Below are 20989 nucleotides of genomic sequence, written 5' to 3'. Positions count from 1 at the left end.
GAAGATTTCGACACGGCCAAGCTTTTCAGCGAAAAACACCTGCTGAAAGCTTGACCGGTAACAGAGTATCTACAGGGTATCTGTGGCGGGCAGGGATTTTTAGATTCGCGGGCTGCTCGCGAGGGCGCCGGGTTCATCCAGAATGCACGCTTTATCGTTACTCTGCGCCTTTGATCGCAGCCGTCATATGAGGCACCGCATACGCCTTGTACCAATGATTCATTCCTTCAATGGCAGTCTTCGCCGGCGCACTGTCACCGGCCCCCACCAGTTCTGCACAGGCCTGCGCCATTGCGATCAGGATCCGCGCCGCCTCCGGCACATAGGGGAGGTCATCCCTGGTTTCGTGGCGTTCGCGAATGATCTGGTAGCGGATGTTTTCCGGCAAGGTCCAGGCACTGATCAGAAACTCCTGGACTGAACAATCGACGCCGTTGATGTGCACGGTCGCGGCGCGGTGTTCTTCTCTGAGGCCTGCTGCTTCCAGCTGTTCGCAGCTGTCGATGACAGTGTTCATCATGTCGCGGATCTGTTGCCAGTCAGTTTTCATTTGAGGTCCATTTCAAGAGGGGAGCCGTAGGAGCTGTCGAGTAAAACGAGGCTGCGATCTTTTGATCTATCCTTGCCTACCAACAATACCCCAATCCAACCCCACGGAGACAATCCTCCATGTCCCTACACGCCTTGCGCGCCGACGCCAGTCACCTCGACCTCATCGCTCCGTTGTTCGACGCCTATCGCGTTTTCTACCGCCAACCTTCCAACCTGGCGCAGTCGCGAGCTTTCATCGCCGAGCGCATCGCCCGGGATGAGTCGGTGATTTTCCTTGCCCAGGACGACACAGGCGAGGCGCTGGGATTTGTCCAGCTGTTCCCGACCTTTTCCTCCATCGACGCGCACCGTACATGGCTGCTTGGAGACCTGTTCAGCACGGCCAATGCCCGCGGTCGCGGAGTCGGAACTTTGCTGATGAATACGGCACGCTCCTTTGCGGTGTTGTCTGGCGGCAAAGGCATGGTGCTGGAAACCGCTACCGATAACGTTAACGCCCAGCGCTTGTACGAGTCGCTGGGTTACGTGCGCGACAGCGGTTACTACACCTACTGCCTCGATTTGCAGCAGCGCTGAAATCAGCGTGCCGGCAGGCCCCAGGATGCGCGAACCTGCTCGTATTGCGCTTCGGGCATTTGCACCAGCAGTGGCAATTGCCGAGGGTCCAGCCAGCCAAGCAAGCGGGTGATGTCCGCCGTGTCCATGGCCGTGCAACCCGCCGTTGGCGAGTTGGGACTGCGCCAGATGTGGAAGAAGATGCACGAGCCTGCGCCGCGAGTCGCCGGGGTGTTGTGATCGATGAAGATGCCTTGGCGATACAGCACGTCCTCGCTGCGCATGCGCTCGGAGCTGTTCCAATCTTTGGCAATGGCGGCGCCGTCGACCAGTTCGTTGTAGCGCGGGGATTGGCTGTCATCCACGCATTCGGTGGACGGCGTCAGCGCCAGGTACGGCAGCTTTGTCGGCGCGGCTGGATCGAAACCGAATGCCGTGCCCAAGGTGAATACACCGGCAGGTGCCTTGCCGTCGCCTTCACGTTTGACCGGGCCTGCACCGGGTTCGAACGAACCCTTGCCCCAGGCCATCCCGTGCTTGCCAACTACCACCGCAAAGGCGTCGCCGGCTTTGCGCAAGGTGCTGCCCTCGCGTTCATAGCGCTGGGCGCTGCCCTGGGTGTCGTCCCAGCTTTTGCTGGTGACCACGATCAACTGCTGGCTGGCGTCGATCAGATCGCGAGCGCCCAGGTGGGTGATCGGGAAATCCATCACCTGTTTTTTCGACCCCTCACCCGCGTAGGTGAAGTGCCACCACTCCTTCGAATAGCCGGAAAAGCCCGCCTTTTCCATCGCGCTGGTGAGGCGCTGGCGATTGGATTTCGCCGTGGCATTGATCGCGGCGCTGGCGCTGTGGGCGCGCTCGTCGAAACAATCAAAACCGGTGCCCATGTCGACAGCACCATCATGCCAGCGCTGGTCAAATGGCGCGGTGCAGTCTGCCTGCGAAGCCGCCGGCGTCCATTTGGCGGCGGGCAGCGCTTGCGGTCCGGTCAGGGTCAGGTCGACGGTTGAGCCTTTGGAGTGGCCAGAAACCCGCGCCACATAACCCAGTCGCCAGAAGTCCTGCTTATCTACCCGAGGGTAAAACTCGGTCTTGCGCGGGTCGCCGGGCTCTGTAGCAAAGCGTCCCATGTCGGCCACTGCGCGGTTGGGACGATAGCAGTCGAAAACCTTCAAGCCATAGCCTTCTGCGCGCAGGGATGACTGCACCCGTGCCAGGGCCTGGGCGGTCTCCAGGGACAACAGGCACTCGGCGGCGCCATACCCTTCAAGCGCGCGACCGGTGAAGTTATGGGCGCTGGCGTAGCGCATGTCCTGCTCGATGCTCGGGTCGATAGTGCGCAAATACACCATGTGCCCGGGCCGGGACTCGGCGCTGGCCGTGGCCACCATGGCAAGGTTCAGAAGGGCGAAAATTGCAGTTCTCAGGCGCATGGTCAGAGTGGCTTCCGGTGGATATGATTGGCCGCTTGGCTGGCTGAGCTTAGCCTCCACAACGATAGAAGGGATAGATGAATGGGCTCATGGACGCTGCACCGGCAGATCATCCATGAGGTTCATCACTGCCTGCGCATGGCGGGTCCCGGCTACGGCTGGACCCTCGGCGAGGCATTGGTCAGCGAGGGCTTGGCCGGACAGTTCGTCCGGCATCTGCTCGGCAGCACCGCAGAACCCTGGGAGAGCGCGGTAAACCGCGCTGATCTGCTGCGCACTCCGACCGATCGCCAGGCCCTCGACGCCACGTACTACGACCACAGCGCGAGGTTCTTCGGCACCGGAGTTCATCCAAGATGGCTGGGCTACACCCTTGGTTATCAGATAGTGGAGCAGTGGCTGGCGGGGGCAGGCGACATTGACGCGGCGACCTGGATCAATGTCCCTGCCAGCTTGATCATCGATTCGGCAGTCGAAGCAGGATTGGTTTTACGCAAAACCTGAGTTAACCCCCAAACACCGGCCGGAAAAAACTGCGCTCATAGCTGAGAATGCACTTGGTTTCCTCAGCGTACTTGAAGGCGGCGATGCACTCCGGGTCTTGCATCGAGTCCTGGCGATAACGCTCATACTCCGCCAGGCTCGCAAAGGTGAACATCGCCATGGCGATATTGTTGGCGCCCTCGGAAGGCAGAAAATAGCCGTGATGCTGCCCGCCGAATTTTTCAACCAGCGGAATCCATAACTTCGCGTAGTACTCGAACGCTTTGAGCTGATAGGGATCAAGCACGTACTTCAGATAACAAGTGACCACGATGTTTCCTCAATAATTGCCAATCAAAGTGCTATGAAATCACGGATCGCCTTGGCCCTAATCTTACCTGGAAAACTTTTTCGCCCCGGCCACACATAAAATCACCGCCACCGTCACCACCAGCATGCCCGGGCTGACCTGTTCATGCAGCAGCGTGGCTGCCAGAGCCAGGCCGAAAAACGGCTGCAGCAATTGCAACTGGCCGACTGCCGCGATACCGCCCTGCGCCAGTCCGCGATACCAGAACACAAAACCCACCAGCATGCTGAAAATCGACACGTACCCCAGGCACACCCACGCCGAGGGCGTGATGCCCGAGAGGGTCGGCGGCGCGAGCCACCAGGCCAGTGGCGCCATCACCGGCAACGACAGCACCAGTGCCCAGCAGATTACCTGCCAGCCACCGAGGGTCCTGGACAGCTTTGCGCCTTCGGCATATCCGAGGCCGCAGGCGAGGATGGCCGCCAACATCAATAAATCGCCGATGGGCGAGGCGGTCACGCCTTGGGAGAGAGCAAAGCCGACTACCAGCAGGCTGCCCAGAATCGAGAACAACCAGAACACCGGTCGCGGACGTTCACCGCCGCGCAGCACGCCAAATACCGCGGTGGCCAGGGGCAGCAGGCCGACGAAGACGATCGAATGGGCAGATGTCACATATTGCAAAGCCAGGGCGGTCAACAACGGGAAACCCAGGACAACACCCAACGCGACGATGGCCAGGGGCAGCAGTTGATGCCGCGCCGGGCGCTGTTCCCTGAACAGCCACAGCATGCACAGCGCCAGCAACCCGGCGATGCTGGCGCGGGCCACCGTGAGGAACACCGGATCGAACTCCAGCACGGCCAGGCGGGTGGCGGGCAGCGAGCCGCTGAAGATCAGCACTCCGATAAAACCGTTGAGCCAGCCGCTCGCGGACTTTTCCCGGCCAGGATTTTGCAGGCTTGATGCACGTTCCATTTCGTCACACTCAAATTTGCAGAAAGCCATCCTAGGGTCGAGAATCAATAACAATCAAAAAATTGTCATGGATACATCGCCCATGCCGCGCTCGCGTTACAAGTCCCTGGTGGATACCTTTGCCGCCGATATCCGTGCCGGTCGCCTGCTGCCGGGCACCCGCTTGCCGACTCACCGCCAACTGGCCACCCGTGAAGGTCTGGCGCTGGTGACCGCGAGTCGGGTGTATGGCGAGCTCGAAGCCATGGGCCTGGTGAGTGGCGAAACCGGGCGCGGCACCTTTGTCCGGGAGACTTCGCTGCCGCCCAACCTGGGCATCGACCAGCAGGAGGTCGTCGCTGGCATGATCGACCTCAACTTCAACTATCCGTCGCTGCCGGGGCAGGGCGAGATGCTGCGCAGTGCGTTGCGCCAGTTGGCCGCTGGCGGTGACCTGGAGGCGCTGTTGCGCTATCAACCCCATGCGGGGCGCATGCACGAGCGTGCGTCGGTGGCTCGGCACCTGGGCGCGCGCGGGCTGGCTGTCGATGCCGATCAAGTGCTGATGGTCAGCGGCGCCCAGCATGGCCTGGCGGTGACGATGATGGCGTTGCTCAAGCCGGGCGACGTGATCGCCGCAGACGCCTTGACCTATTCGGGCTTCAAGGTGCTGGCCGAAGCGCTGCACCTGGAAATCGCGCCGATTCCTGGTGGCGCCGACGGGCCGGATCTCGAGGCCCTGGAAAAACTTTGCCGCAGTCGGCGAGTGCGGGCGGTGTACAGCATGCCGACGCTGCACAATCCCTTGGGCTGGGTGATGCCTGCCGCGCAACGTGAGCAATTGGTGGCCATTTCGCGCAAGCACGGGCTGCTGATAATCGAGGATGCAGCCTACGCGTTCCTCGCCGAAAACCCGCCGCCACCGCTGTTTACGTTGGCGCCGGAGCGGACCGTCTATGTGTCCGGTTTATCCAAGAGCATCGCCACCGGCCTGCGCATCGGTTTTGTCGCCGCGCCTCTGGACAAGGTGGCCGCCATCGAGCGCGCTATCCGGTCCACCACCTGGAACACCCCGGGGGTGATGACTGCGATTGCCTGTGCCTGGCTGGACGATGGCACGGTGATGCAACTGGAAGCCGAGAAGCGGGCCGACGCCCAGGCCAGGCAGATCGTTGCGTTGCGTGCGCTGGATGGGCTGCGCTGCGTGACGCATCCGTCGTCGTATTTCCTGTGGTTGCCGCTGGGCGAAGATGCCCGGGCGGACCAGATTACCAAGGCGTTGATGGAGGAGAATATTGCCGTTTCGACGGCCGAGCCGTTTGCCACTTCGGCGCATGTGCCCCATGCAATTCGCCTGGCGTTGGGCTCGGTGGACATTGATACGCTTGGGCAGGCGTTGGCTCGGGTGAAGTGGATGGTGGAGGCGTATTCGTAGGCGGGTGATACGCATACTTGCCTGGCCTCTGGCAAAAGTCATTCGTTTCCTGGCCGGGACGTATTTCACCTCAAAGGTCCGACAATGAAGCTTGAACTCATACAGATGGCGGGTCGCGATGGCGATGTCGCCTACAACCTGCAGCGCACCCTGGATGCCGTTGCGGCCTGTGCGCCAGGTACCGATATCGTGATTTTCCCCGAGTCGCAGATCACCGGGTTTCTCGATCGCGCCAATATTGCCGCACTGGCGCGATTCACAGACCAGGCGCACCGCGAAAACGCAGGATCTGCGCCCCGTCAAACGGATCAATCAGGTAATGCGCCTGCACGCCGAATGTGTCTTGCAGGCGCTTGGGCGTGAGCACTTCCACGGGGGCGCCCAGCGCCACCAGTCGACCGCGTTCGAGCACGGCCAGGCGGTCACAGGTGAGTGCCTGGTTGAGATCGTGCAGGGCGATCACCGTGGTGACGGGCAGGGCATGCACCACCTGCAAAATCGACAGCTGATGCTGGATGTCCAGGTGATTGGTGGGCTCATCCAGCAGCAGGATTTGCGGCCGCTGGGCCAGGGCGCGAGCGATATGCACGCGTTGGCGCTCCCCGCCGGAGAGGCTGCGCCAGGTGCGGTTTTTCAAGTGCGCGGCATCGACGTCAACCAACGCCTGCTCGACAATGTGTGCGTCTTCCCGGGACCACGGGCGCAACGCTGACAGCCAGGGGGTTCGCCCCAGGGCAACGGCGTCGAGCACACGGATGGCATCATCGGTGGTCGCCTGCTGTTCAACCACCGCCAGGATTTGCGCAATCGTTCGCCGCGGCAGCTTGCCCAGGCGTGTGCCGCCCAGGAACACTTCGCCCCGGGACGGCTCGCGTACCCCGGCGAGCAACTTGAGCAAGGTCGATTTACCAGAGCCATTGGGCCCGACGATGCCCAGCGTTTCCCCGCGTTGAATGTGCAGATCGATGTCGTGCAACAACTGCACCTCGCGGACATCGAACCCCAGCCCGGCGCAGCTCAATACCAACGCTTCGCCGCTCATCGGGCATTCCTCCGCCCGACCAGGATCAACGCAAACACCGGTGCGCCCACCAGAGCGGTGATGACCCCGACCGGAATCACCTGGCCCTTGATCAACGTCCTCGACAACACATCTGCCGCGATCAGGAACAGCGCGCCACCCAGCGCGCTGGCAGGCAGCAAGCGGGCGTGACGGGTGCCCAGCAACAGGCGCACGGCATGGGGAATGACCAGCCCGACAAAACCGATGGAGCCGACGATCGACACCATTACGGCCGTCACCAGCGCCGCGCTGCCCACCAATATGAACTGCACCCGGCGCACCGGGATACCAAGGGAGGCTGCGGAATCGACCCCGAACGTGAACGCGTCCAGCGCCCGCCGGTGCCACAGGCACACCGCCAGGCCAAGCAGGGCCACGGGCACCGATAACCACACCGACGGCCAGCGCACGCCACTGAGATTGCCCAGCAGCCAGAACAGGATGCCGCGAGCCTGTTCGGCACTGGCGGACTTGGTGATCAGGAACGCCGTCAGCGCGTTGAACAGTTGCGAGCCGGCAATGCCGGCCAGGATGATCTGCCCGGTGCCGCTGGACGATCCGCTGACCCGCGCCAGCAAAATCACCAGCACGAAGGCTGCGACAGCCCCGGCGAAAGCGCCGACGGATAACGAAATGGCCCCCGCGCCCAGCCCCAGCAACGCTACCAGAACCGCCCCTGTGGAAGCCCCGGCGGAGATACCCAGCAGGTAGGGATCGGCGAGTGGATTGCGCAGCAGTGATTGCAGGATCACCCCACAGGTGGCCAGGCCTGCACCGCAAGCCGCGGCCACCAGTGCCCGGGTCAGGCGGTAGTTCCAGACGATGCCTTCGTCGATCGGGTCGAGCACATGACCGGCTGCCCACAATTTGTTGGCCAATACCTGGAACACCACGCCCGGCTCGATCGGCGTTTCACCAATGGCCACGCCGGCGATCACCGCCAGCAGCAGTGTGACGAAGGCCAGCAGCGTGCGAATCAGCGTCCCGGTCATTTCGGCAAGTCGTAGCCGTTGATGGCGGTGGCCAGTGTTTCCAGGCCATCGAACATCCGCAGGCTGGCCTGCATCGCCATGGCGTCGAGGATGATGATGCGATTGTTTTTCACCGCGTCCATGTTGCGCGTGACCGGGTCACTGCGCAGGAAGGCCAGTTTCTTTTCGTGGTCGTCAGCCGGGAAGCGGCGCCGATCCATACGGGCAATCACCAGGAATGTCGGGTTGGCCTTGGCAATGGTTTCCCAGCCCACCGTTGGCCATTCTTCGTCGGACTGCACCACGTTGCGCACGCCCAGGGTGTTGAGCATGAAATCGGGAATGCCCTTGTGGCCGGCAACATAGGGGTCGATATCCAGGCTGGCGCTGGAGAACCAGAACAGCGCGCTGGTGTGCTTCAGGTCCTTGTTTTGCACCATGGCAATGGACTTCGCCAGGCTGGCCTTGAGCTCGGCGTTCAACTTCTCGCCACGCTCCTGCACATCGAAGATTGCCGCCAGCTGGCTGACGCTCTTGTACAGGCTGTCGATGCGAAACGCTTCGAGCCGCGTGCCGTCGGCGCCCACCAGGTTGTCCTTGGCTTCGCAGTCGGAAGGCATCAGGTAGGTGGGAATCTGCAACTCATGGAATTGTTCGCGGGTGCCGACTGCGCCTTGCGGGCCGACCATCCACTCCAGTTCCACTGCCACCAGCTGTGGCCGCTTGCCAATCACCGCCTCGAAGCTCGGCTCGTTGTCAGCCAGGCGCGGCACCTTGTCGTTCTCGGTCTTGTAGCGGCCCAGCACGTCGTTGAACCACAGCGAGGTGCCCACCAGCCGGTTGCTCAATCCCATGGCATAGAGCATTTCCGTGCCGGCCTGGCCGATGGTTACTGCTCGGCTCGGCGCCTGCTGGAACGTCAGCGTGCTGCCGCAGTTCTCCACGGTCAGGGGGTATTGCGTCGGTGCCGCCTGGGCGAGGGCGCAAAGACCCAGGCCCGTGCAGAGGGTGGCGAAGCGGGGCAGCAGCATGGGGCGATCTCCAGTTGAACCGTAAACGGAGCAGGGCAATACGGTCTGGAAACACATCATCGAACGCTGCCGCAAATGCAGTGCACTGCTGGTCACCAAGATGACCCGCGCGCCAAGGATGTCCTTCCCGGACACCCCGCCGGTTAGTGATTTGCTTGGCCGGCAGGTCTCCTGACTGGTGCGTCATCACCTGGCTCCGGCCTTCCCGGGAGCGATCCCAGTGGCAGTCGTGGAGCAGGCTCAGCACCTACAGTTGCGGGGGCAGTTCCGTTTGATGCTGCGCGAGCATCACGGATTCCCTATTAATCCCATGTGGAAACCGGCGGCGGCATGGTAGTCGATCCGGCTGCCCTTGGGGAACCCGCGTGCCCGATTCCCGCAGGCGCTGCGTAGGAGCTGCGTAGGAGCTGTCGAGTGCAACGAGGCTGCGATCTCTTGATCTTGCCTTTGCGCTAATCTCAGCAATCCAGCAATCCAGCAATCCAGCAATCCAGCAACAGCCCACTCCACCCCAGGAGCCCAGCCATGTTCAGCCACATTATCCTAGGCGCCCGCGATCTCGCCGCCATGACCACCTTCTACGACACGATCCTCCAACCCCTGGGCCTGGAGCGCATGCCCGACGAAAACGATGGCGGCCCACCGGGCTCGGGCTGGCAGTATCCGGGCAAGAGCTGGCCACAGTTCTTCATCCAGTTGCCCTACAACGGGTTACCGGCGAACTGGGGTAATGGCACCCAGGTCAGCTTTGCCTGCCGCTCGCGCGAGCAGGTGCAGGCCGCCTGGTCAGCGGCCATCGCCACAGGCGCGACGGATGAGGGCGCCCCCGGGATACGCGCGCATTACTCACCGGATTATTTCGGCGCCTATTGCAGGGATCCGGAGGGCAACAAATTGTGCTTTGTGCATGCGGATGGGTTGGAGTGAGAAGGCGTCAGTGCAGCCAACACAAGACGTCTAGTGCACCGCTACCTGCCGGCGCTCCCCCATCGGCGACAGACCAAAATAGCGGCTGTAGCACTTGGAGAAATGTGCCGGTGAAACGAAGCCGCACGCCAGGGCGACATCGCGGACCTGCGCCTCGCTACGCAGCAGCAACTGCCGGGCCCGGGACAGGCGCAGTTCCAGGTAGTACTGACTGGGTGTGCGCTTGAGGTGTTTGTGAAACAGTCGCTCCAGTTGCCGCACCGACACCTCGTTCAAGCGCGCCAGTTCTTCCAGCCCCAACGGCTCCTCGATGTTGGCTTCCATGATCGCCACAATCTGGCTGAGCTTGGGCTGGGAGGTGCCGAGCTTCTGCCGCAGCGGCACGCGCTGGCGTTCCTGGGCGCCTCGGGCGCGATCACACAACAGCAGTTCCGCGGCATGGGCGGCGATGTCCCGCCCGCCAGGTTCGCGAGCGATCAACTGCAACGTCATGTCCATGGCCGCCACTCCGCCGGAGCAGGTGTAGCGGTCGCGATCGAGTTCGAACAACTGGTTGGAAATGACGATCCCGGGAAAGCGCTCGCTCAGCGCCTCGTAGTCCTCCCAGTGGATCGTGCAGCGGTAACCCTTGAGCAGGTCAGCCCGGGCGAGCAAGTGGCTGCCGGTGCAGATGCCGCCCAAGGGCACCTGCAGATGCGCCAGTTTGCGCAGCCAGCCGAGCAACGGTCGGCTGCTGTGATTGGACACGATCGGGTTGGAGCCCACCACAAACAACATGTCGAGTTTCGGTGCGTCTTCGATCGAGTAATCGGGCAGGATGCGCATGCCGTTGCTGGCGGTGACCGGCTCCAGGCTGGCGGCGATGATCAGGGTGCGGTACATCGGCTGGCGGGCGGCCATGTTGGCCATGCGCAAGGTTTCCACGGCGGAGGCGAAGCCGATGGTGGTGAAGTTCTGGATGACCAGAAAACCCACGGTTTTCACTGGCCGTTGTTCGTAGGCAGACATGGACCATCCTCTTGTTCTGCGCTTGTACAAATAAAAAACCGGCCAGTTTCGTGGTGCGAAAGCGGCCGGAAAGAGGTGAGCGGGGGGCAGCTTGACGCTGTTTGACCTCAGGCGTTGCGGGTTTCAGCAGGTGCTGGCGCAGGACGTTTCCTGGAGTTGAAAATCGCGCCCATGCACACGATGGACAGGGTCAGCGCACCGGTCGCCAGCACTTCCATGCGGTGCTGCGGCAGAATCAGCATGACGGTCAGGATGCTCAGAATGCACAAAATCACCAGGTAGCTGAGCCACGGGTAGAACCACATCTTGAAGACGATCGGGTGTCCCGAGGCGTTCATCTTGCGGCGCAATATCAGCTGCGACACGGCAATCGCCAGGTACACCAGCAAGGCCACGGCTCCGGAACTGGCCAGCAGGAAAGCGAACACCTCGTTGGGGGCAAAGTAATTCAGTGCCGTGGTCAGGAAGCCCACTGCGGTGCTGGCCAGCACGGCGATGTAGGGTACGCCGGAGCCTGAGGTTTTTTGCAGGATGCGCGGGCCGTCGCCCCGTTTGCTCAGGGAGTAGACCATGCGCGAGGCGGTATAGATGGCGGAGTTCAGGCAGCTGGCGACGGCAATCAGGACCACGATGTCGACGATCATCTTCGCGTGGGGAATGTTCATCAGCTCCAGCGCCCGTTGATACGAGCCCACTGTCACCAGCATCGGGTCATTCCAGGGAACGATGGAGATGATCAGGAACACCGAGACGATGTAGAAAATCCCCATTCGCCACACGACCGAGTTGGTCGCACGGGTGATCTGCTTCGACGGGTTCTGCGATTCGGCTGCGGCAATGGTAACAATCTCGGTGCCCATGAAACTGAACACCGTGGTGAGCATCGCGCCGATGACGGCGGTCCAGCCATTGGGCATAAAGCCGCCGAACTCCTTGCTGAGCTGGGCCACGCCACTGACGGTGGTCTCGGGCAGCCCACCCACCAGCGCCAGCGCACCTAGGGCGATGAACCCCAGCACGGCGATGACTTTAAGCATGGCGAACCAGAATTCGAACTCGCCGTAGCGCGCCACGCTGAACAGGTTGGTCAGGGTCAGCAGCCCGGTGACCGCTATGGCGAACTCCCAAGTCTGGATGGACGGGAACCAGGCGTGGAGGATGGCGGCGGCAGCGATGGCTTCGATGGGAATCACCAGCACCCAGAACCACCAATAGAGCCAGCCGATGGTGAAACCGGCACTACGGCCCATGGCGCGTTCGGCGTAGGTGGAAAACGACCCGGTGTCGGGCGAGGCCACAGCCATTTCGCCGAGCATGCGCATGACCAGCACCACCAGGGTGCCGGAAAATATATACGCCAGAATCGCCGCAGGTCCGGCCGACGCGATGGCGTGGCCCGAGCCGATGAACAGGCCGGCGCCAATGGCTCCGGCGATGGACAACATTGTGACGTGACGCTGCTTGAGGCCTGGCGCCAGAGTTGAGGAACTGGACATGAGACTTACCCTTTTTTTGTTGTATTTGAGAGGGTGAAGCGTTAACCGCAGTGTTACCTGGTCGGGCACGTCCGTGCGCTGTTCAAGTCATTCAAGCAAAGGCTTCGCGTACCGCAGCGCTGATACCGGACACGCAGACGTCGAGGATCAACTCGCCTTTCTCGCGGCTGGAACCTTTGGGCGAAGACAGCGTGCCGCATGCGGGCGTGCGCTCAGGGATGATCGGGAAGACGTCGTAGGGCGGGAAGGTGGCGGGGGGATGATCCACCGCCCGGTCGAGATCGACCTTGTCCGGGTGCAGGGCCAGCATCAGCGAAGTTTCGAAGACGCCGCCGTGCTCGATATCCCAGCCGAGGAATCCCTCGGGATACAGCTTGGCGATGACGGCCGGATCGTTGACGAAATCCCAGTAGGACAGCACCACCACCTTGAAGTCGGTGATGCCGCCATAGCGCAGTTCGCGCAGCGCCAGGTCGATGCCCTCGACGATGAACATCGAGTTTTCAAAATGTCCATTCATCAGCACGAGCTTGCGCGCTCCGTGGCGTGCCAGCTCGCGAATGATGTCCTGCACGGTGTGGGTGAGGGTGGCGCCATCGAGGCTGGTGGTGCCAGGAAAGTGATTGCCACCGCCGGATTTCTGCTGGGACTTGTAGCCGTACGCCAGTGCGGGCAACACCAGGCCACTGACGTTATGCGCCACCGCCTTGCAGATCGCGGTGGGCAGCAGGACATCGACCTCCATGCACATGTGGTGTCCGTGCTGCTCCAGAGCGCCCACCGGCAGGAAGATCGGGCATCCGGTCGCGACTTTTGCCGCGTATTCCGGCCAGGTGAGTTCTCCAATGACGACGCTGTTGTTCATCTGTACACCATCTAAGTAATTGACCCAGAGGTCATTTTCAGGCCGTGGCGGGTAGAACGATTCGATCAGATTGGCAGGTGGCCGATTTGTCCAAATCCGACCCGTAGTTGGCAATACGGCCTCATGCAGCTCCTTGCGCCGGCCACAGGTCGGGTCTGATCAATTGCAGGTCGGGCGTGCACAAAGAACACTGATGGCGATCTGCTGCAATGCTGCCAGCCAGCCAAGGATGCGTGGGGTTGGCCGCGACAGGAATGAGGCACTTCCAACACCTGGGGAAAAATGTCATGAACAAGCGCATCGACCTTTCACGCCGTACCTTCCTCAAGACTTCCGGCATCCTCGCAGGCACCGCGGCGCTGTGCGGCTTGCTACCGGCGAGAAGCTTCGCCGCTGCGGAAAAAGAACTGGTCATCCTGGCCTGGGCCGGTCACGCTGAGCCGGACATCGTTGCCGATTTCGAGCGCCAGTACGGGGTCAAGGTCCGGGCCAAGTACTACACCGGCGGCGACAACATGCTGGGGCTGATCTCGCAATCGCCGCCCGGCACCTTTGACCTGATCCTGTCCGATGCTGAATACGTGCAACAACTCAACGCTGCCGAATACATCGAGCAACTCGACCCGGCGGATTACCCCTTTGATGATTTCTACCCCGAGTTCCAGCATTTCCCAGGGCACTGGCAGGGCGACAAGCTTTATTCTGTGCTGATCCGCTTCGGATTCCTGGGCATTGCCTACAACACTCAACTGGTTCCCGAAGCCAAGGTGCAAAGCTACGACCTGTTCTGGGACGAAAGCCTCAAGGGCAAGGTCGGGCACTTCGACTGGCACCTGCCCAACCTGGGCCAGATCAGCCTGCTCAACGGCAACGCGCGGCCTTACGACATCGACGCTGCGCATTGGCAAAGCGTGCAGCAGAAACTCATGAGCCTGCGCCCGCAGATCGGCGGCTTCTTCGATTATGGCGGGACCTTTTCCTCGCTGAAAAACGGCCAGGTGCATGCCATGTGCGGCATTGGCGACTGGATCACCGGGGTCCTGCAGCGCGCAGGCGCTCCGGTAAAAACCGTGTTGCCCAAGGAGGGCGGGCTGCAATGGACGGAGTCCTACTGCATCGCCCGAAAAGCCCACAGCCCGGACCTGGCGAAGAAGTTCATCCAGTACATCACCTCACCCCAGGGCCAGGTCAAGTCGGCAAAAATGGCCGCGTACCCCGCGCTTATTCCCAGCAAAAAAGGCTGGGAGTTGCTCAACCAGACCGATCTCGCCGAAGCCACGCGCCAGGGCATGGTGCTGGGACAGCGCAACGTCATGGATGACATCCGCGACGGCCGGATCAAATATCGCGAGCTGCCGGTCCAGCAGAGCCTGGAAGACTGGAACGACTTCTGGTCGCAATACAAGGGTGCCTGACAAGACGCGTGGAGTAGGTGGCAATGATTTCAGACAAGTTGAAGACTTCACCGCCGGTACTGTCCGACAGCAGCCCCGCCATACGCCAGCGCACCACCAGGAAGGCCGTGCACGTGCCGTGGTTCGGGCTGTGTTTTTCGCTGCCGATCCTGATCTGGCAATTGGTTTTTTTCGTGTTTCCGCTGGCCTTCCTGGTGGCGATCAGTTTCTGGGTGGTGCGCAACTTTCGGATGGTACCGACCTTCGAGTGGCTGAACTGGAGCTACATGTTCAGTCGCGGGTTCTTCTGGGACGCTTATGTGCACACCCTGGCCATGGCGGCGGGCGCCACTGTACTGGTCAGCCTGGTGGCGTTTCCGTGTGCCTACACCATTGCCTTCAAGTTTCGCGATTCTGCCCGGCAGCTACTGGTACTGCTGCTGATCACGCCGTTTTTCACCAGCTATCTGGTGCGCACGTATTCGTGGCAGGTATTCCTGAGCGACAACGGCATTCTCAACGCGGCGCTGGGGCTGCTCGGCATCGGCTCGGTGGCCATGTTGAACACCACCGTCGGCACCTATGTCGGCTACTTCACCCTGTGCCTGCCCCTGGTGGTGCTGCTGCAATTGTTCAGCCTGATGTACATCGATCGTTCGTTGATCGAGGCCGCGCACAACCTCGGCAGCGGGCGTTGGCGCACCGTGCTGCTGGTGGTCATACCTTCGGCGCGGATTGGCATCGTCGTGGCGGCGCTGTTCTGTTTCATCCTGACCTTCGGTGATTTTGTCAGCCCGCTGTACCTGGGCGGCGGTCAACCACCGACCCTCAGTACCCTGATCACCGACACCACCAAGTCCGGTCAGCAATGGCCCCGTGCAGCGGTGATTGCGACGGTCATGATCATCACGCTGCTGATCACGGCCTTTGCTGCGGTTCGCTTCGCTTATCGGAGACGCCCATGAACGAGCATCGCCTGATCAACTTCCTGCTGCGCAGTTTTGTCGTGTTGGTGTTCATGTTCATCTTCACGCCCATCGCCGGCAGCTTTGTGTTCTCGTTCAATATCGACCGCTTTCCGTCCTTGCCCCTGGGCGGTTTCAGCCTGCACTGGTACGAGGTCATCGCTGCGGATCCGGCAGTCTGGCAGGCGTTCAGGAACAGTCTGCTGGTGGGCGTGGTGGTGTCACTGGTTTCGACTCTATTGGGTTTCACTGCGGCCTATACCGACTTTCGTTACCAGTTTTTCGGCAAGTCGATCTACATGGCGCTCGCGACGCTGCCGCCGACCATTCCGGTGGTGATCATGGGCCTGGCGATGCTGGCGTTCCTTTCCCGGGTAGGTCTGTCAGGGTCGATCTACGCAGTGATGATCAGCCATATCGTGATGTGCACGCCGTTCGCCATGGCAGTCATCCGCATGCGTCTGGCGCAGATGGATCCCCATATCGAGGCGGCGGCGTGGAACCTGGGAGCCAACCAGTGGAAGGCCATGCGCTTCGTGATCCTGCCATTTACTGCGCCGAGCATCTTCGCCGCGTTGTTCGTGACCATGGCAGTGTCCTTCGACGAGTTCGCGGTGGCCTGGTTCGTCTCGGGCCTGAACGAGACCGTTCCGGTGCGCATCCTCAATACCTTGCAAGGCCAGGTGAGCCCGACCATCAACGCCATCGGCACGATTGTCTTCATTACCACCATGAGCCTGGTGATCTTCGCGCAGTTGCTGTTGATGCGTCGGCGCAACGCTTGATCGCGACCAGCGCCCCTACACCCCTCCAACCCGAAGGACTACGCCATGACTCAACCGCTGGTGGTATTTGACAACGTGGTCAAGCATTTCGGCAGCTACCAGGCTGTCGAGCGGCTCAACCTGGAGATCTACAAAGGCGAATTCGTCGCCATCATGGGTTCCAGTGGGTGCGGCAAGACCACGACACTGCGCATGCTCGCCGGGCTCGACAAACCGAGCGAGGGCGAAATCCGCCTGAACGGCGAGCGCATCAATGACCTGTATTCCTGGCAGCGGGAGACGCCACTGGTGTGGCAGAACCTGGCGTTGTTCCCATTTTTGAATGTACTGGAAAACGTCGAGTTCGGCCTGCGCATGCGCGGCATGGCCAAGGCGCAGCGGCGCAAAAAGGCGTTGCACTGGCTTGAGCGTCTGGACCTCGGGGAGTTCGCCACTCGGGACATCAGCCTGCTGTCCGGGGGCCAGCGCCAGCGTGTGGCGCTGGCCCGTTCACTGGTCACGGAACCGCCAATCCTGCTGCTCGACGAGCCATTGAGTGCCCTCGATGCGCACCTGAGTGTGCGCATGCAGGGGGTGCTCACCGGTCTGCAAAAGGACCTGGGTATTACCTTTGTCTACGTCACCCACAGTCAGTCCGAGGCCTTTGCGATGGCGGATCGCGTGGTGATCATGAGCCGTGGCCGGGTGGAGCAGATTGGCACGCCCCAGGCGGTATTTGTTGAACCGCACAATCGCTTCGTGGCCGAGTTCGTCGGCGGCAAGAACATCTTCCCCGGCACGGTGGCAGGGTTCGACGACAGCGGTCTGGTGCGGCTGGAATCAGCGCAGGGTAGTTTCGTCGCAAGACTGCCGGAGGGAAAATCGGTGAGTGCGGGGGAGGCGGTCACGGTCTGTGTCAGCGCCGAGCATATCGAACTGACCACCCGGCCGGTGCGGCAAAATCGGCTGGCGTGCACTGTCGTCGGGGAGGAGTTCATTGGCTCGATGGTTAACGTGTATCTCGAAGCCTGCGGCGGCCTGGAGCTGAAGGTGCAAAAGACCCATGCCGACTACAACCACCTGGGCGTGCATTGCGGGCAGAGCCTGTTCGCCGAGTGGGAGGGGGGGCATGCGCTGATTTTGCGCGATGGCAGCTGACCCCGACTGGCGCCCTCTGCAGAAGCAAAGCTTGCTCGCTATCACCTTGGGCCAGTCGAAATCCAAGCTGGCTGGCCGACTGTCAGCGCGCATTGGAGTACCCGGTCCTGACTGTGCAACAGTCAGGCGCAGACCGCAGTCAGTGTCCTGAATTCTTTTTATTTACGTGGCTTTCAGACCACTTGTTGGGTCACCCGTCGGCGCGTTTGTCGCTCATCATTCTGTTGGAACTCCTGTTAATGCAGCTCCGTCATCTGAACTGAGGGCGGCTGCGAAACTGTCGTGGCGCACCCGAAAACGCATTTTTCGAAAGGCGAGGGACGTCATGAATATTCCAGACAGCAGGACTGAAGGCCAGAACGATCATCAGGGCTCCGCAAGACCGGAGGCCGATTTTCAACATTTGAAGGAAGGCGTCACCGAGGCGCTCGGTGACGCGAGGCAACAAGCGGATGCGCAGTTCGGGCAGTACCGCGATACGGCTGCCGACCAGATCGAGGCATTGGCCAAAGGGGCAAAGTCCTTTGTCTCGGAGAGCGAAGACAAGGACAGTCTCGGCATGTCCGACTACCTGGCCGACATGGCGGAATCCATGACCGGCCTGGCCGGTAATCTACGCGGCAAAAGCGCCGAGCAGTTGCTGCACGATGCGGCCGACCTGGCGCGCAACAATCCTGCCCTGTTCCTGGCAGGCAGCGTCGCGCTGGGCTTTGGCCTGTCGCGATTCCTCAAGGCTGGTACTGCTGCGGCCTATACCGCCAGCGCGCAACAGCCGTCAGAGAACAGCAGCTCTGCGCCTGCGCCCGGCGGCTTTGGTGCGCAGCGCCCGTACGAAACATCGGTCGCTGCGCACACCGGGCTGGACACCGGCATCACCCCGTCCGCGCCGGGCGAGCAGGACCATCCCACCGACTTTGCGACCCCGACAACTCCAGGTTCGAATGACTTCAAGGGAGCACTGTGATGAACAGAGAAAACCCAGATCTGCCGGGCGCACGCCCCGTACCCGTGGTTGAAACCGACGCTTCAGTCGTCGGCCTGTTGCGCCAGTTGTCACGTGAGGTGCCGGCCCTGTTCACCAAGGAACTGGCCCTGGCCAAGGCCGAGCTGCAGGCCAGTCTCACTACGCTCAAGGCCGGCATTGCCGGGGTGGCCGGCGGGGCAATTGTGCTGCTGGCGGGCTTCATCATCCTGTTGATGTCGGTGGTCTACGGCCTGTCGATGGTGATGGCGCCCTGGCTCGCGGCACTGATAGTGGGCGTGGTGGTGATGATCGTCGGATTCGCCATGCTGCAGTCGGGTAAAAAGCAATTCGAGCCATCCCACTTCAAGCCTGATCGCACCCTGAATGCCTTGAACAAGGACCAGGAAGCCCTGCGGAGGAAAGTCTCATGAAAAGCGAATTCGAATTGGAATCGGAAAAAAGCCCGGAAGCGATCGAGCGTGAAATCGATGCACAGCGCGCCAGCATTGGCAACATCGTCGATGCGCTGGAAAGCAAGTTCACCCCAGGCCAGATGTTTGACCAGGCGTGGGGCGTGATGCAAGGCAACGGCACCGCGTTCCTCTCCAACCTGGGTACCAGCGTGCGCAACAATCCGGTGCCCGCCGTGCTGACCTCCGTGGGGTTGCTGTGGCTGATGATGAGCCAGAATCGCCCCCCAAGCCCGAATGTCGGTTATCGCAGTGGCCCAGAGCACAGCAGGGTCGGCGAGTGGGCCGATGGCGTGTCGGACGGCATTGACAGCGCGCGGGACCGCTTGCACCACACCGCAGATTCCATGAAGGAAGGCTACCAGTCCGTCAAGGGCAAGGCCTCGCACCTGGGCGACAGCCTGGGGGCCGCCACTGACAACGTCAGTCACGCCATGCACGACGCCAGCGATCGGCTGGCACGCGGTACGCAGGCAATGGGGGATCAGTTCACACATCTACTCAGGGAACAGCCGTTGATGGTCGCTGCGGCGGGCATCGCGCTAGGCGCGTTACTGGGCGCCGCGATCCCCTCGACGGCTACCGAGCAACGTTACCTGGGCAAGACCAGCGTGGGACTGACGGACAAGGTCAAGCAGCAGGCGCGTGAAGGATTTGAAGCGGTGCGCGATACCGTCACCAAGACCACTGATCATGCCGAGGCGCCAACGACCGCCCAGACGGATATGAACAGGAGCGTCCCGAACGGGCAACAACGCACTGCCTCCAGCGCTCCAGCGGACTTGTCCGGGGGGTTGGGTACTTCCTGACAGCAGGTGTGAAAAAAGGGAGGCCTGCATCAGGCCTCCCTCGATTTCGTGTAACACCTGTGGTCAGTTTCCATCGGCCACTTTGCGCTCTATCTCGTCAACCTTTTTCTGCAGCTCTTGGGTGTCCTGCTCCTTGGTGCGGGTGGAAGAGGGCGTGATGACTTCGTCCACTGCGCGGGTATCGTCTTCCGTGTCCGCCAGATCCCTCTGCACCACATTCACCGGCTTGCCGGACGAGTCCCTGGGCGGTGCGTTGGATGTCATGGGTGATTCGCCATCATTGCTGCGTTCATCATTGTCGTTCATGTCGCATACCTCCATCGGCTTTCACATTGGATGCAACGGTGCAGGTCGAGTTCGGGATTTTTCATACCCGCTGACCGCCGGCCCCCGGCTAATCAGGACGGCGTCGCCTCGGTCCAGTCGAGCTTGGCCGACTCGCGCCAGCGCACTTCGACGACGCCGTATTTTTCCGCCTGGGGCCTGGATACCACCTTGAGCGGCGGCCTTCCGGGTTTGGGGATGGGCGCTATGCCGGCATCACAGCTTGCCCAATGCCAGGCATCGCGATTGCTCATCACTTTTGCACGAATGATGAACGACCTCGGCTCCCCGTGGAGCAGGTATTCAATGATGTAGAGACCGGTGCTGTTCATGAGGACCCTCCTTATGCTCATAGACAAAGGAGTGGTGGTGTCAGAAAAAATTCAAAGCAATTTCCCGGCGGCGTTAAGCGCTTATTTTCAGGAAAAAAAATGCACTTTATGAGGTTCTGGAGACTCCCTCTTCAAGCCGCTCAGCTGCAGATCAGCCTGACTGCCTTGGCGGCACGTTCCAGCTCCTGTTTGACGTCAACCGGTATTCGCTGCTTGCGCAAGGTTTGCTCCAGGAAGGCCTGGTTGCCCCGACTGTCGACTTCGGCATCAATGGCGGCGTCCTCGGCACCGATCGCCGTGGCGTGGGATTCCATCACCGAGTCAATCTCGACATTGCTCTTGGCGGCATCCAGGGCGCCGACGAGTTTCGCCACGTCCTCTTCTTCGGCCCTGGCATAGGCATCCACCGTCAAACCTGCCGCCAACGCCCGAGCCCGCACTTCGACTCCTTTTAACGCCTCCCTGGCTTCCCCGCAGCGTAATTCCTGAGTGTGGTTTTGCACATCGCGCCACTGCAGCAGTGAGTACGTCAGCGTGCCGACCATTGCCAGGGTGATACCGCTTATCAGGATCGGCTTCATGGGTGGATTCTCGAGCGGATGCAAAAGGGCGCGCTATTTCTTTCAGGCATTCACAGCGTAGCACCGGGCAGCGAGGATCAGCGGCTTCAATATCTTTCCAGGTGCCGCCATTGCGCTTTCTCCATGCGGCCCATAA

Annotated in this window: 25 protein-coding genes and 1 riboswitch; of the genes, 12 read left to right on the top strand and 13 right to left on the bottom strand. The window is 61.3% G+C overall.

Annotated features, from left to right (window positions below; genetic code table 11):
- Nucleotides 1-157 precede the first annotated feature (157 nt).
- The gene (locus AAEZ05_RS21640; RefSeq protein ID WP_350648769.1) at nucleotides 158-550 is read right to left on the bottom strand and encodes a hypothetical protein; all 393 of its coding nucleotides are present in this window, start codon (nucleotides 548-550) and stop codon (nucleotides 158-160) included.
- 119 nt (nucleotides 551-669) lie between these two features.
- Here AAEZ05_RS21640 and AAEZ05_RS21635 point away from each other — a divergent pair, with 119 nt between their 5' ends.
- Complete coding sequence (locus tag AAEZ05_RS21635; RefSeq protein ID WP_350648767.1) at nucleotides 670-1128, top strand: GNAT family N-acetyltransferase; 459 nt, start codon at nucleotides 670-672, stop codon at nucleotides 1126-1128.
- A gap of 2 nt (nucleotides 1129-1130) precedes the next feature.
- Here AAEZ05_RS21635 and AAEZ05_RS21630 read toward each other — a convergent pair whose 3' ends face one another.
- Entirely contained in the window at nucleotides 1131-2543 is a 1413-nt protein-coding gene (locus tag AAEZ05_RS21630; protein ID WP_350648765.1) for a M15 family metallopeptidase, read from the bottom strand.
- Between the two features lie 81 nt (nucleotides 2544-2624).
- Between AAEZ05_RS21630 and AAEZ05_RS21625 the strand changes: the two genes are divergently transcribed.
- Nucleotides 2625-3047: a DUF2268 domain-containing putative Zn-dependent protease gene (locus AAEZ05_RS21625; protein ID WP_350599685.1), complete on the top strand. Its 423-nt coding sequence runs from the start codon at nucleotides 2625-2627 to the stop codon at nucleotides 3045-3047.
- 1 nt (nucleotide 3048) lies between these two features.
- Here the strand turns inward: AAEZ05_RS21625 and AAEZ05_RS21620 are convergent, their stop codons facing one another.
- Both AAEZ05_RS21620 and AAEZ05_RS21615 read right to left on the bottom strand, forming a co-directional pair.
- Nucleotides 3049-3357 carry an NIPSNAP family protein gene (locus AAEZ05_RS21620; protein WP_045062221.1) on the bottom strand — a complete coding sequence of 103 codons (309 nt, stop codon included), beginning with the start codon at nucleotides 3355-3357 and terminating at the stop codon, nucleotides 3049-3051.
- 63 nt (nucleotides 3358-3420) lie between these two features.
- On the bottom strand, nucleotides 3421-4317 hold the full coding sequence (locus tag AAEZ05_RS21615) for a DMT family transporter (protein ID WP_045062341.1): 897 nt from the start codon (nucleotides 4315-4317) through the stop codon (nucleotides 3421-3423).
- An 82-nt stretch (nucleotides 4318-4399) separates the two neighbouring features.
- Between AAEZ05_RS21615 and AAEZ05_RS21610 the strand changes: the two genes are divergently transcribed.
- Entirely contained in the window at nucleotides 4400-5731 is a 1332-nt protein-coding gene (locus AAEZ05_RS21610; protein ID WP_350599683.1) for an aminotransferase-like domain-containing protein, read from the top strand.
- Between the two features lie 84 nt (nucleotides 5732-5815).
- Nucleotides 5816-6094 (top strand): nitrilase-related carbon-nitrogen hydrolase, encoded by a 279-nt coding sequence (locus tag AAEZ05_RS30845; RefSeq protein WP_502947784.1) that lies wholly within the window; start codon nucleotides 5816-5818, stop codon nucleotides 6092-6094.
- On the opposite strand, the gene AAEZ05_RS21600 is transcribed toward AAEZ05_RS30845, so the two are convergent.
- Genes AAEZ05_RS21600 through AAEZ05_RS21590 form a run of 3 tightly spaced genes read right to left on the bottom strand, consistent with a single transcriptional unit; the run spans nucleotide 5988 to nucleotide 8796 of the window.
- On the bottom strand, nucleotides 5988-6773 hold the full coding sequence (locus tag AAEZ05_RS21600) for an ABC transporter ATP-binding protein (RefSeq protein WP_350648763.1): 786 nt from the start codon (nucleotides 6771-6773) through the stop codon (nucleotides 5988-5990). The two genes, AAEZ05_RS30845 and AAEZ05_RS21600, sit on opposite strands and share 107 nt — an antisense overlap.
- A complete protein-coding gene (locus AAEZ05_RS21595; protein WP_205892427.1) occupies nucleotides 6770-7786 on the bottom strand; it encodes a FecCD family ABC transporter permease in 1017 nt (338 codons plus the stop codon). The genes AAEZ05_RS21600 and AAEZ05_RS21595 overlap by 4 nt, the downstream gene beginning before the upstream one ends.
- On the bottom strand, nucleotides 7783-8796 hold the full coding sequence (locus AAEZ05_RS21590; protein ID WP_350648761.1) for an ABC transporter substrate-binding protein: 1014 nt from the start codon (nucleotides 8794-8796) through the stop codon (nucleotides 7783-7785). The genes AAEZ05_RS21595 and AAEZ05_RS21590 overlap by 4 nt, the downstream gene beginning before the upstream one ends.
- A 144-nt stretch (nucleotides 8797-8940) precedes the next feature.
- A riboswitch (cobalamin riboswitch) is annotated at nucleotides 8941-9135 on the bottom strand.
- A 186-nt stretch (nucleotides 9136-9321) separates the two neighbouring features.
- On the opposite strand from AAEZ05_RS21590, the gene AAEZ05_RS21585 reads away from it, so the two are divergent.
- Nucleotides 9322-9723 carry a VOC family protein gene (locus AAEZ05_RS21585; RefSeq protein ID WP_045062210.1) on the top strand — a complete coding sequence of 134 codons (402 nt, stop codon included), beginning with the start codon at nucleotides 9322-9324 and terminating at the stop codon, nucleotides 9721-9723.
- A gap of 30 nt (nucleotides 9724-9753) precedes the next feature.
- On the opposite strand, the gene cahR is transcribed toward AAEZ05_RS21585, so the two are convergent.
- The 3 genes from cahR to AAEZ05_RS21570 all read right to left on the bottom strand — a co-directional run bounded on the left by cahR (nucleotide 9754) and on the right by AAEZ05_RS21570 (nucleotide 13092).
- Nucleotides 9754-10731 (bottom strand): transcriptional regulator CahA, encoded by a 978-nt coding sequence (gene cahR, locus AAEZ05_RS21580; protein WP_045062209.1) that lies wholly within the window; start codon nucleotides 10729-10731, stop codon nucleotides 9754-9756.
- Nucleotides 10732-10838: 107 nt separating this feature from the next.
- Nucleotides 10839-12227, bottom strand: coding sequence for a GABA permease (gene gabP / locus AAEZ05_RS21575; protein WP_045062207.1), 1389 nt, complete (start codon nucleotides 12225-12227; stop codon nucleotides 10839-10841).
- 91 nt (nucleotides 12228-12318) lie between these two features.
- Nucleotides 12319-13092, bottom strand: coding sequence for a creatininase (locus tag AAEZ05_RS21570; protein ID WP_045062201.1), 774 nt, complete (start codon nucleotides 13090-13092; stop codon nucleotides 12319-12321).
- Between the two features lie 287 nt (nucleotides 13093-13379).
- Between AAEZ05_RS21570 and AAEZ05_RS21565 the strand changes: the two genes are divergently transcribed.
- From AAEZ05_RS21565 to AAEZ05_RS21535, 7 genes are all read left to right on the top strand, one after another.
- Nucleotides 13380-14507, top strand: coding sequence for an extracellular solute-binding protein (locus AAEZ05_RS21565; protein WP_045062198.1), 1128 nt, complete (start codon nucleotides 13380-13382; stop codon nucleotides 14505-14507).
- Between the two features lie 23 nt (nucleotides 14508-14530).
- Nucleotides 14531-15451, top strand: a complete 921-nt coding sequence (locus AAEZ05_RS21560; RefSeq protein ID WP_045062196.1) for an ABC transporter permease — start codon at nucleotides 14531-14533, stop codon at nucleotides 15449-15451.
- Nucleotides 15448-16236, top strand: a complete 789-nt coding sequence (locus AAEZ05_RS21555; RefSeq protein WP_045062195.1) for an ABC transporter permease — start codon at nucleotides 15448-15450, stop codon at nucleotides 16234-16236. Before AAEZ05_RS21560 ends, AAEZ05_RS21555 begins: the two co-directional genes overlap by 4 nt.
- A 45-nt stretch (nucleotides 16237-16281) precedes the next feature.
- Nucleotides 16282-17373: an ABC transporter ATP-binding protein gene (locus tag AAEZ05_RS21550; RefSeq protein WP_205892430.1), complete on the top strand. Its 1092-nt coding sequence runs from the start codon at nucleotides 16282-16284 to the stop codon at nucleotides 17371-17373.
- Nucleotides 17374-17698: 325 nt separating this feature from the next.
- Complete coding sequence (locus tag AAEZ05_RS21545; protein ID WP_350648757.1) at nucleotides 17699-18337, top strand: hypothetical protein; 639 nt, start codon at nucleotides 17699-17701, stop codon at nucleotides 18335-18337.
- A complete protein-coding gene (locus tag AAEZ05_RS21540; RefSeq protein ID WP_350648755.1) occupies nucleotides 18337-18768 on the top strand; it encodes a phage holin family protein in 432 nt (143 codons plus the stop codon). The genes AAEZ05_RS21545 and AAEZ05_RS21540 overlap by 1 nt, the downstream gene beginning before the upstream one ends.
- Entirely contained in the window at nucleotides 18765-19616 is an 852-nt protein-coding gene (locus tag AAEZ05_RS21535) for a DUF3618 domain-containing protein (protein ID WP_350648753.1), read from the top strand. The genes AAEZ05_RS21540 and AAEZ05_RS21535 overlap by 4 nt, the downstream gene beginning before the upstream one ends.
- Nucleotides 19617-19679: 63 nt before the next feature.
- Here AAEZ05_RS21535 and AAEZ05_RS21530 read toward each other — a convergent pair whose 3' ends face one another.
- From AAEZ05_RS21530 to AAEZ05_RS21520, 3 genes are all read right to left on the bottom strand, one after another.
- Nucleotides 19680-19922 (bottom strand): hypothetical protein, encoded by a 243-nt coding sequence (locus tag AAEZ05_RS21530; protein WP_350648751.1) that lies wholly within the window; start codon nucleotides 19920-19922, stop codon nucleotides 19680-19682.
- Between the two features lie 92 nt (nucleotides 19923-20014).
- Nucleotides 20015-20272, bottom strand: coding sequence for a DUF6555 family protein (locus AAEZ05_RS21525; protein ID WP_045062182.1), 258 nt, complete (start codon nucleotides 20270-20272; stop codon nucleotides 20015-20017).
- Nucleotides 20273-20412: 140 nt separating this feature from the next.
- Nucleotides 20413-20853 (bottom strand): hypothetical protein, encoded by a 441-nt coding sequence (locus tag AAEZ05_RS21520; RefSeq protein ID WP_205892434.1) that lies wholly within the window; start codon nucleotides 20851-20853, stop codon nucleotides 20413-20415.
- Nucleotides 20854-20989: the final 136 nt, after the last annotated feature.

Source organism: Pseudomonas sp. HY13-MNA-CIBAN-0226 (assembly GCF_040310305.1).
Taxonomy (GTDB): Bacteria; Pseudomonadota; Gammaproteobacteria; order Pseudomonadales; family Pseudomonadaceae; genus Aquipseudomonas; species Aquipseudomonas gregormendelii.
Note: the sequence above shows the minus strand (reverse complement) of the source record. Positions and strands in the feature narration are given on the sequence as shown.